This is a genomic window from Streptomyces sp. NPDC048461, assembly GCF_055587105.1.
The window spans coordinates 18,278-27,632 of the sequence record NZ_JBVJGW010000046.1 but is presented as its reverse complement, the minus strand read 5'-3'; the positions used below and the strand labels follow the sequence as shown (position 1 = coordinate 27,632).

8 protein-coding genes are annotated in these 9,355 nt (G+C 69.9%); 1 reads left to right on the top strand and 7 read right to left on the bottom strand.

The features are described from left to right. The coding region (locus tag ACZ6S8_RS37855) for a tetratricopeptide repeat protein (protein WP_469462721.1) at nt 1–555 on the top strand (555 nt) is incomplete at its 5' end. Between the two features lie 85 nt (nt 556–640). Here the strand turns inward: ACZ6S8_RS37855 and ACZ6S8_RS37850 are convergent. From ACZ6S8_RS37850 to ACZ6S8_RS37820, 7 genes are all read right to left on the bottom strand, one after another. Continuing rightward, complete coding sequence (locus tag ACZ6S8_RS37850) at nt 641–1,084, bottom strand: hypothetical protein (protein WP_469462719.1); 444 nt, start codon at nt 1,082–1,084, stop codon at nt 641–643. A gap of 427 nt (nt 1,085–1,511) precedes the next feature. Beyond that, nucleotides 1,512–2,639 carry a C40 family peptidase gene (locus ACZ6S8_RS37845; RefSeq protein WP_469462718.1) on the bottom strand — a complete coding sequence of 376 codons (1,128 nt, stop codon included), beginning with the start codon at nt 2,637–2,639 and terminating at the stop codon, nt 1,512–1,514. 57 nt (nt 2,640–2,696) lie between these two features. Beyond that, nucleotides 2,697–3,482, bottom strand: a complete 786-nt coding sequence (locus ACZ6S8_RS37840; RefSeq protein ID WP_469462717.1) for a hypothetical protein — start codon at nt 3,480–3,482, stop codon at nt 2,697–2,699. Between the two features lie 3 nt (nt 3,483–3,485). Beyond that, entirely contained in the window at nt 3,486–5,555 is a 2,070-nt protein-coding gene (locus ACZ6S8_RS37835) for a type IV secretion system protein (protein ID WP_469462715.1), read from the bottom strand. Nucleotides 5,556–5,561: 6 nt separating this feature from the next. After that, complete coding sequence (locus ACZ6S8_RS37830; protein WP_469462713.1) at nt 5,562–6,230, bottom strand: hypothetical protein; 669 nt, start codon at nt 6,228–6,230, stop codon at nt 5,562–5,564. Further along, nucleotides 6,227–8,788: an ATP-binding protein gene (locus tag ACZ6S8_RS37825; RefSeq protein ID WP_469462711.1), complete on the bottom strand. Its 2,562-nt coding sequence runs from the start codon at nt 8,786–8,788 to the stop codon at nt 6,227–6,229. Before ACZ6S8_RS37825 ends, ACZ6S8_RS37830 begins: the two co-directional genes overlap by 4 nt. After that, nucleotides 8,785–9,351 (bottom strand): hypothetical protein, encoded by a 567-nt coding sequence (locus ACZ6S8_RS37820; RefSeq protein WP_469462709.1) that lies wholly within the window; start codon nt 9,349–9,351, stop codon nt 8,785–8,787. The genes ACZ6S8_RS37825 and ACZ6S8_RS37820 overlap by 4 nt, the downstream gene beginning before the upstream one ends. Nucleotides 9,352–9,355: the final 4 nt, after the last annotated feature.

The following is a 9,355-nucleotide window of genomic DNA, read 5'->3' as shown; positions in this document are numbered from 1 at the left end:
GGTGAGGCTGGTGACCCTGAAACGGCGCGTGACCTCTCCGCCGACCTCGCCACCGACCGCGCACGGGTTCACGGCCCAGACCACCCCAACACCCTTGCCAGCCGACACCAGCACGCCTACTACACCGGTGAGGCTGGTGACCCTGAAACGGCGCGTGACCTCTACGCCGACCTCACCACCGACTACGAACGGGTTGACGGCCCAGACCACCCCAACACCCTCAGCAGCCGATACCAGCACGCCTACTACACCGGTGAGGCTGGTGACCCCGGCACCGCGCGTGACCTCTCCGCCGGCCTCACCACCGACCGCGCACGGGTTCACGGCCCAGACCACCCCAACACCCTTGCCAGCCGACACCAGCATGCCCACTACACCGGTGAGGCTGGTGACTTCGATACCGCGCGTGACCTCTACGCCGACCTCGCCACCGACTACGAACGGGTTCACGGCCCAGACCACCCCAACACCCTCACCAGCCGACACCAGCACGCCCACTACACCCGCGTAGCTGGCGACTCTGACACCACACGCGATGGGGACACTCGCCACTGATCGGGAGACTTCGTGCCGGATCCGAGCGGCACCTTGAGGACGAGCCCGCTCGGTGGGCGGCGGCCGGCCTCTGCTGTCAGTCCCATCAGGCGCCCATGTTCTTCTCGACCCACCTCGCCACGTCTTGAGCCCGGGCTTCCCAACCGAACCGTCCGAACATGTCCGCCAGGGGTCCGCTCAGCTCTACCGCCCCTTCCGGGTCTTCCTTCCCCAAGGCGCGCCACGCCCCGTGTGCGTTGCGGATCAGCGTCGCGGTCTCGGTGCGAGGTTCGGCGCCTACTTCGCCGCGGCGTAGGGCGGTCCGGATCAGCAGCTCGACTGTGTCGAACCAGTCGGCGCTCTGGGGTGCGCGGGCCAGCATCACCCATGCCCGTGCGCTCAGGGCGGTGACGGTGTGGGGGTGAAGGGGCCCGTACTCGGCTTCTAGCCCGCTTTCCAGCTTTTCCGCGAGGAGCAGCGCGGCGGAGAGGTCTCCGGTGGCGTGCGCCGCCCAGAGCTGCGCCCACGAATCCTGAGACGTGTCGGGCATGGGCGCGCCCCATTGGACGGGGTGCTCGTGCTGCGGCGCGGTCGGCCTGGCGGGCGTTGGCAGGGTTGGAGTGGGTGCCTGTGGCAAGGGCGGCGGTGACGTGGGAGCCGTCGGTTCGATGGATCGGGGCTCTGGGCGCAAGGGCGCAGGGTGCGGCTCGGAGAGGGTGGTCAGATTCCCTTGCCCGTCCACGATCAGGGGCCATGACGTGCCGTCTGGCTCTTTGGCGGTGACGCGTACCGGCCGCCCGCGGAGGGCTGCCCGCACGCGGATTTCGGCAAGGGCGGCCCTGCGGGCTGCGGCGGGGTCGCCGGCCGGTGTGTCGATGGGTTCCCCGTCGATCGATACGCCGGAGGCAGTGACCGTGATTGTGTAGACCGGCTCCGCCGGAACCTCCCGGGGGTCTGCTGGCATGTCTTGCTCCTTCTCATCCACCCTTGGGGAAATAGGGCGGGGCCCATCCCAGATAAGTGGAGCCCCATTTTGTTTCAATTTCCGTGGCGGGCACAACATCGATGTAACCGGGGCGCCTGATGTCGTTACTGGCAATCATTCCGCCGCCCAGGTAGAGAGCGACGTGACCGGCCCTTTGTCCAGTGTCCCAGTACATCAGAGCCCCGGGGGGAGGGTTTCTATCCTTGTCGTGTTTCATGTCCGCTGGCATTTCCTGATAATGGTCTATTGCGTAGCCCACACCGGAACTACCCCACCCGTAGGTACGAGCGACGAAAGCAAGACACATCCGATACCAGTCTTTCGGACCTGACTCAGCTTCCTCCCGCGCCCACGCAATGGCGTCCGCGGTCGTGCGGTGATTGACAACGTTCGGAGGCCAGCCGGCCGCCCCATCGGTGAAGGGGTCTCCGGGTGCACCTGGAGTGCCGGGTTGGGTCGGGCAGCGTCCCTGCGGGCGGGTGCTGCTGCCTGGGGTGGCGCTACTGCCCGGGTTGCCTCCGGCTCCGGTACGGCTCAGGTCGATGGTTGCCAGGCGTGCGATTTCGCGCGCCGGCTCTTCCTGCCTGTCGTACAGGTCGGGGTAGGCGCTCCGCTGTACTGCCTGAGCCGCCGCGCCGAGCGGCATCGTCTCCCAGCCCGGGATGTCCGTCAGTCCCGGGGGATCTCCGCTGTCTCCTCCGAAGAAGAACATTGCGGACGAGTACTTGGGCTGCATTATCTGTTCTTTCGTGCCCCATCCGGTTGAGGGGCGCTGCTGGAACAGGCCGACGGAATCACGGTCCCCGTAGTCGAGATTCAGGAGGGTGCTTTCTTGGAGGGCGGTCATGAGCGCAATCAAGGTTGCCCGGCCGGAGAGACCGCGTTCCCGGGCCACCCCGTCGATAGTCTCGGCATTTTTGATCTGCGCTTGCCGCATTCCTTCGCCCGGTTTTTCTGGCGTTCCGCCGCCCCCGGGGTTCCCGGGAAGTTCCGCGCCCGGCTTGCCCCTGCCTCCGCAGGAACTCGCGAGCGCTTCCCCGCTTGCGCTCATGCCGACGAGTCCGATGATGATCATGAAGATCAGCAGGAATACCGCACCGATTCCGCTGATCTTCAGCACGGCCCCCCGGCCCGCGACGGTGGCCGCGGTCCGGAGGACGTCCCTCCCCTCCATGCCCTAGACCCCCAGGACCGCGGAGACACGCCACCCGGAATCGGTGCGGGTCACCTCCGCCTGAATCGTGGTCGTCTCGGTGTAGGCGGTGTATCCCTGGACCTCGACCGTGGCCGTGACGGTGCGCCAGACCCGGAGCGGGGTGTCCGGCGGCAGCTTGCCGCCGGCGGGCTCTACCTTGACGGCCGAGACCCGGCTCACCCCGCCGCGGCTGACCAGCTTGTCGAATGCGGGGTCCGTGTTCTCTTCGAGATTCGCCGCGAGGGCGCGCGTAGCCCACGGCGCGGCCCTGCGCACCGCCGCACGGTGGGTCTCGTCCTTCACGGGGTCACGGGTGAGGTACTGCCGGACGAATGCCTCCGTCACCTTCCCCGGGTCGCTCAAGTCCGCGGAGGGCGAGGGCGACGGGCTGGCGGATGCAGGCGGCGGGGTGGCCGCCGGGCTCGGTGGCTTCGCGTCCCCGGCCGCGGTAGGGGACCCAGCACTGTGCGTAGCGGCTGGCTTCGGCGGCGCGCTGCTGCCCCTGATCCAGTCCGGGCCGAAGCGCGCGCCGGCGCCGAGCAGCAGCAGCGCGGCGACGATGACGGCTGCGCCTACGGCGGTGATCGGTTCCCGGCGGCGCTGCTGCCGGATCTGCTCCGCGGTGTGTCTGCGGTCGGCCTGCCGGTGCTCGCGGCGGGCGCGGCGCCGCTCCTTGCGCCGTCCCTGCTTGACCTCCTCCGGGTAGTCGTAGCTGCCGCGCAGCAGCTCGCGCCATTCCTGTGGGGTGCGGTCTCGGTCGTTGGTCACGGTTCACCTCCCCGTCGAGGGGCGCGGTGCGGGGACGGCCGGGCGGGGAGTGGTCACGGTTGTGCGGGTGGCTGGCGGCGGGGGCTGTGTGGCGGGCCGGCGGTGGCCGGGGCGGTTGGACCGGGCCGGGCCGGTGGGGTCGGTCCGGATCCGTGACTGGATTTGGCGCGGGCCCGGGGTGCCGGGGCGCGGTGCCTGGCGGTAGGCGGCGGCGGTGCTTTCGCTGGACGGGGTGGTGCGGTGCGGGCTCGCTGGTGTGGCGGTGGCCGGGGCCCGGTTGGCTCCGGCCGGGGTGGTCGGAGCTGCCGTGGTGCTTGCCGGGCTTGCGGTGCTCGCGGTGCCCGCCTTCTTGGGGGTCGCGGTCTTCTCGGCCGGCGGGCGGGGGCCGGCGGCGGCCGGGTTGGGTGTGCTGGCGGTCGGGTTGATGCCGCCTCCTCCGGGGACAGCGGCCGGGGTGGCGGGCGCAGCGGTTGGCGTGCCCGCTGTCGACGGGGCGTTGCCAGCTACGGATGTGCTGTCCGGGGTCGGGGTGGGGCGCCTGTAGGCCACCCGCATGACCATGACGGGTTGGGGCCTGAGGCGGCCTCCGCCGCCTCCGCCGCCCCGGGAGGTTCCGCCGCCTCCGCCGCCCCCGCCTCCGCCGCCGTCGCTGCCGGCGTCGCCCTCACCGCGGGTGGTGGGGAGGCTCCGGCCGCCACCGCCGCCGCGGCCCAGCAGTTTCGAGGCGCCGCGGGCGGCGAGGAGACCGGCCATAGCGCCGATCGGGGACGACGTCCCGGAGACTCCGACGATGGACTCGACGACCTTGCGGAACTTCATGGCGACGATCGCGGCAGCGATCGAAAGGCCGGTGCTCGGCCCCCATCCGTAGATGCCAAAGCTCTTTGTCGTGCCTACCTGGATAACGAGGACGCAGCCCAGCACCGTGGTGACCACGAAGCTTTGGAGGGTGAATCCGACCAGTTGATCGAACCAGCGCAGGCCCCATTGGCGGGTCCTGCCGGGGATCACCCAGAGGCAGGCGAAGGCGGGTCCGGTGACGAGGAGCATCATGGCGCCGAGGAGGGAGGCCAGTGACGCGAAGGCCAGGGTGAGGACGAGGACGGCGAAGATCAGGATCGCGACCAGGGCGAGCAGCATGACGACCACGCGCTGTACCGGCTGGTGGCCTTCCCACCAGAGTTCAGAGCTGCGGCCGACCGTCTCGCCCGTCAGGTTGTCCTGTAGCCACTTCTTGCGGTCGGATTCGTCGCCCGGGTTTCCCTTGTCGAGCACCGTTTTGCCGTACAGCTCGCAGGCTTCGAAGCTGCCGAATTCCGCGATGCACCAGGGGCCCGCGACGTAGCTCCTCCATACGGCATCGGAGGATTTGCGGATCATGTCATCGTGGCCGTTGCCGGTGTACTGGGGTGTGTGGCCCAGCTTGAACGGGAACTCGGCTTCGCCCTCACCGATGCCGGACGACGTCGCGTTGAGCGCGACGGACGCGCCGATCTGCCGGCCGGAGTCGACCCCGTCGACCCACACTTGCGGGCTGGACAGCAGCGAGACGCAGACCACTCCGGAGACCAGGACCCAGGCGATCTGTGAGAGCGCCCCGGATCCGCCGCCCTCCCGGTTCTTCACGAAGGCCACGAAGCCGCCGATGCACAGGCAGGTGGGCAGCAGGGTGGTCATCAGCCCCTTCGCCGAGCCCCCGATCATCGCGGCCAGCGCGTTCTGCAGCGGCGGGAGGGAGGTCACTTCGAAGACCCATTGAACGATCACGATCACGGCGGTGCCCAGCAGCGCGACCAGCCCGGCGAGGATGCTGGCCACCATCTGCACCGGCGGGTCGAAGACGTCGCTGACGCCGTAGTCCGTGTCCAGCATCCACAGGGCCGGAGACGAGTAGGTCTCGTACAGGGTCCCCTGACCTTCCGGCACCTTCATGTCCGGGGAGGGCAGGAGATCCCCGACCCCCATGGGGTCGATGGTTCCGGCGTGCGCGGCGCCGGCGAACACCATCAGCGTGGTGGCCGCGAACACCACGGGCAGGGCCACGGTCCGAAGGCGTGGCAGTCGTACGGTCATGCGGTCTTACCCCCTGGTCAGCGCAGCCCTTACCGGGTCCCCGTGGCTGATGTCCGTGTCTTTGACGTCTTCGCGCTGGTCAACGAGCCATTGGCCGCCTTCTTGGATCACCCGCAGGGCCTTGCGGGCCGTGCTGGTCTCGGTCGGCCAGATGACCGCGTAGGAGAACATCACGCCGTAGCCGGCGGGGTGGCTCTTGAACGCGACCACGGGCACCGGGGCCCCTTCGAGCGTGAGGGGCCCTGTCGATGCCCGGTCCGGTCCCGGCGCCTTGGACTTCGTCGCGCGGGGCTGGACGGTGGAGCCGTCCGCCCGGGTGGGCGGGCTGGCACTCCAGCCCCACCCGTCATCCGAAGGCGACGCAGAAGGCGAAGGAGAGGGCGATGCGGGCGGGGAGGCGCTGTCCGCGGCGGACGGAGAGGGAGAGGGGCCGATGTTGCGGCCCGCGCACTCCTCGACCGTGCCGGAGCGCTTCGCGGCCGTCGACAGCTCGCACGCCCGGTGCCAGTCCAGCCGGAGCGCAGCCTCCTGGTACTCGCGGGCGACCGCGAGCGCCGCGGCGGCGGGATCGGCCGGCTTCTTCGGGTCCGGGTCAGCGCCCTTCCCGGAGCAGCCGGCGAGCGCGAGCCCGGCGGCAAGGAGTAAAGCGGCGGCGGGGACGTGACGGCGGGTCATACGGATGCCTCCTGCGGGTGGGCGCTCACGGCGTCTTCGGCGTCGGTGGGGTCGGCCCGCGGAGTGGTGTCCAGCAGCCGCAGCATCTCTTCCGTGGGGATGTCCCACTGGGTGGTGGCGGCGCTGAAGCGGCGGTCTCGCACGATGGAGTGGCCGTGCCGGATCTCCCGGTCCCCCTTCATGCCAATGGAGGTGATCAGGGTGCGGGTGTGTTCGTCCACGGGGAGCCCGAGCAGTTCGGCCAGGGCGTCTTGCTGTGCTGCGACGGTGAGCTGAAAACCCACCACGGTCGTCAGCTGCTCGACCACACCGACCAGCTTGGCGAGCGATTGCGGGTCCTGCGTGTCGAGCAGCAGAGCCGTACTCAGCGCCCTGCCCACGCGTGCGATGTATTCCAGGAAGGACGATCCCTCCCGGGTCGCGGTGAGGACGTGGACCTCCGGTACCGCCACCACCTTTCGCAGGGACCGGAGGTCTTTGCGGCCCGCCGTGGTGACCCCGTAGGCCAGCATCGAGTGCATGAGCGCGACCGACATGCGCTGCAGGACGTTCCAGTCCTCGCGGTCGTCGGAGGCGCCGGGCAGAGAGATCCCGGGGATCTGCACCACCCAGATCCCGGGTTCCGGCACCAGGGGTGCGGAGCCCTCCCGCGGGCGGCCCATGAACGGGGCGCCGATGCCGGTCTGTCCCAGCTCGTAGAGGGCTTCGCCGGTCTCGCGCGCCAAAGGGTCTTCCGACTGCCGCAGGTGCTCGATGACCTTCCATGTGGCGGGGTCGCCGGACGCGATCACCTGGTTCACGGCGTGCTGCACCGGGGTTTCCGCGCCGCGGGCGCGCAGGTGGGGAGGCATCGCGATGCCGAGCTGTGCCGGCACTTCGATCTGGGCGCGCTCGCTCCCCTCCTTGTCGAGGAGACGGAAGAGGTCGGCGACGCCCGCGAAGCGCGGCCCGGTTTCGATCAGATGGGCGTTGAGCCCATAGCGCTTTCCGGCGGATACGACGCCTCCGAGGTCCCCCTTGAAGTCCAGCGCGAGCACGAAGGCGCCGCGGAACGCCGCGTCCAGCATGCTGAGCATCATGGCCGTGGTCTTGCCCCGGCCGCTTCGGCCGATGAACGCCGTGGTGGTCGCGTCACCTCGCTCGGAGCCGGTGGTGACGTCGTTCCGGAACACCCCGGGAGTGGACCCGGTGAGGTACCCGACGATCGGCCCCACGTCGTCACCGACTTTCGCGCCGCCCCACCACCAGGAGCCGGCGAGCGCGGTGACGTCGCGGGTGTGGCCCATGTCCGGCACACGCAGCTGGTCGCCGGGCTGCGCTTCGAGCCACAGCTCCCGCTGCTCCTCCTCCCCCACGGTCACCTCGATGCCCTGGCCTCCGAAATGGCCCTTCACCGCATCGACGCGGGCGCGGAGGTCTTCGATGCTGACCGTGCTGGTCACGATCAGCCGGGGGTGATCGTCAACGAGGGTCACGTCATGCCGGCCCATGTCGAAGATCAGGTCAGACATCACCTTCTCTGTCTCTTCGATCGCCCGGCCCGGGTCCTCCGCGCTGTGCTTCGCGGCGGACTTGCGCTGTTCCTTCGCGAGCCGGCGCGCTTCGTCCGCCTTGGTCATGGCCGCACGCTTGGGCATGACCTTGAAGCGGACCGATGCCTCCGGGCTCACCGGCAGGATCAGGCTCGCCGGGTCCACGTCGTCTGCCAGGTCCTCATCGTCGATGTCCGGGACGTAGGTGATCTCCGAGAGGGCGCGCAGCCACTCGCCGGAGCCCGGGGACTGCATCGCCTCCGGGAAACCGGACATGGTGAGGATCGAGACCCACGCCGCGGTGTCCCCCTTCGCGTCGATGACCCGCAGGTGATCCGGGAACGGCAGGACCCTGCCCCTGGTCAGGGCCGCCAACTTGGCGCCGGTGATGAGGCCCTTCGTGGGGGAGGGCGGGGGCGTGGTGCGGTGCTGCTCCCGGGCGATCATCCACGCGAGCAGCTCCACCGGGGCCGGCTGCGCGCGCCACGGGGTTGCCTCCAGCAGCCGGCCGAGCCGGCGCATGCTCGCATCGAGGCGGGCGAGCTCGCGGGTGCTGACGCTGCTGGACGCGACTCCGAGCCCTTCCGCGACACCGCGCCGGCTCATTGCCGCTGCCTGCCCGGCGCGTTCGGTGATCCTCACGCCCATGAGGAGGTGACGGACCGGCAGGGCGATCTCATCCATGCGGTCCACGCGCATGCGTGCCCATTCGTCCCACCGGCCGGCGGTGAACAGGCCGGCGGCTTCGTCCATGTAGTCCTCGGCGGACAGCGGCGACCACATGACCTTCAGGTGCACTTCGGCGTCCGCGAGCATCTTGGACAGCGCGTTCACCGCTTCGTCCAGCTCCGCATCCCGCGCGGCGTCGGACATCAGATCGGTGTTGCTGCTGGCCAGCGTGAACCAGGCTTCGCCGTGCGACTCGGTGATGATCAGCCCGTCCGCGAGCGCGACGTAGTGCGCCGGGTCCGCGGAGCGGTCCCCGCCCACGCCCAGGAAGTTGCCGACCCGCTGCAAGATCTTCATTTCGTCCCCGTCGTCTTCGTGCTGGTCTTGCCGCCCTGCGGCCGCGCCGCGAACACCGCATCCGGCCCGTACAGGCGCGGCCGGGCCGCGAGGCGGATCGGAGTCCCCGCGACGATCTCCATGTCCACCGCGTCTTCCTCCGCCCGCCGGATCCGCACCGACTCGCGGCGCAGTCCGTCGCCCTTGTTGCCCCACCGGGCGCGGCGGGGGATCCACTCGGCGCGGGTGGCGGAGCGCCGGCCCCCGCAGATGACCGGCCGGTGCCCGAGGGTCAGGTACCGGATGCTGAGGGCCCAGTAGGTGATGTTCCAGCGGCGGTCGTTCTTCCTGCTCCGCTGCGTGCCGAAGATCGCGACCAGCAGGGGAGGCAGGAAGTAGAAGGTGAACGTGATCTGCGTCGGGATCCCGAAGAGCGCGAGCAGCCCCCCGGTCCACACGAGGTAGAGCACGAAGCCGAGCACCAGGGCGCGGCGCGGTGTGCCCTCCCCCAGGTCGATTCCGAGCAGCTCATGCTGGCGCGTTTCAAGATCGAAATGCTTCGTGTAGGTACGTCCCACGCGCATGGCT

What these genes read in the sequence shown, in the direction of transcription:
- ACZ6S8_RS37825 (WP_469462711.1), bottom strand. Translation starts at nt 8,788, where the DNA reads ATGAAGATCTTGCAGCGGGTCGGCAACTTCCTGGGCGTGGGCGGGGAC.
- ACZ6S8_RS37830 (WP_469462713.1), bottom strand. Translation starts at nt 6,230, where the DNA reads ATGACCCGCCGTCACGTCCCCGCCGCCGCTTTACTCCTTGCCGCCGGG.
- ACZ6S8_RS37850 (WP_469462719.1), bottom strand. Translation starts at nt 1,084, where the DNA reads ATGCCCGACACGTCTCAGGATTCGTGGGCGCAGCTCTGGGCGGCGCAC.
- ACZ6S8_RS37820 (WP_469462709.1), bottom strand. Translation starts at nt 9,351, where the DNA reads ATGCGCGTGGGACGTACCTACACGAAGCATTTCGATCTTGAAACGCGC.
- ACZ6S8_RS37835 (WP_469462715.1), bottom strand. Translation starts at nt 5,555, where the DNA reads ATGACCGTACGACTGCCACGCCTTCGGACCGTGGCCCTGCCCGTGGTG.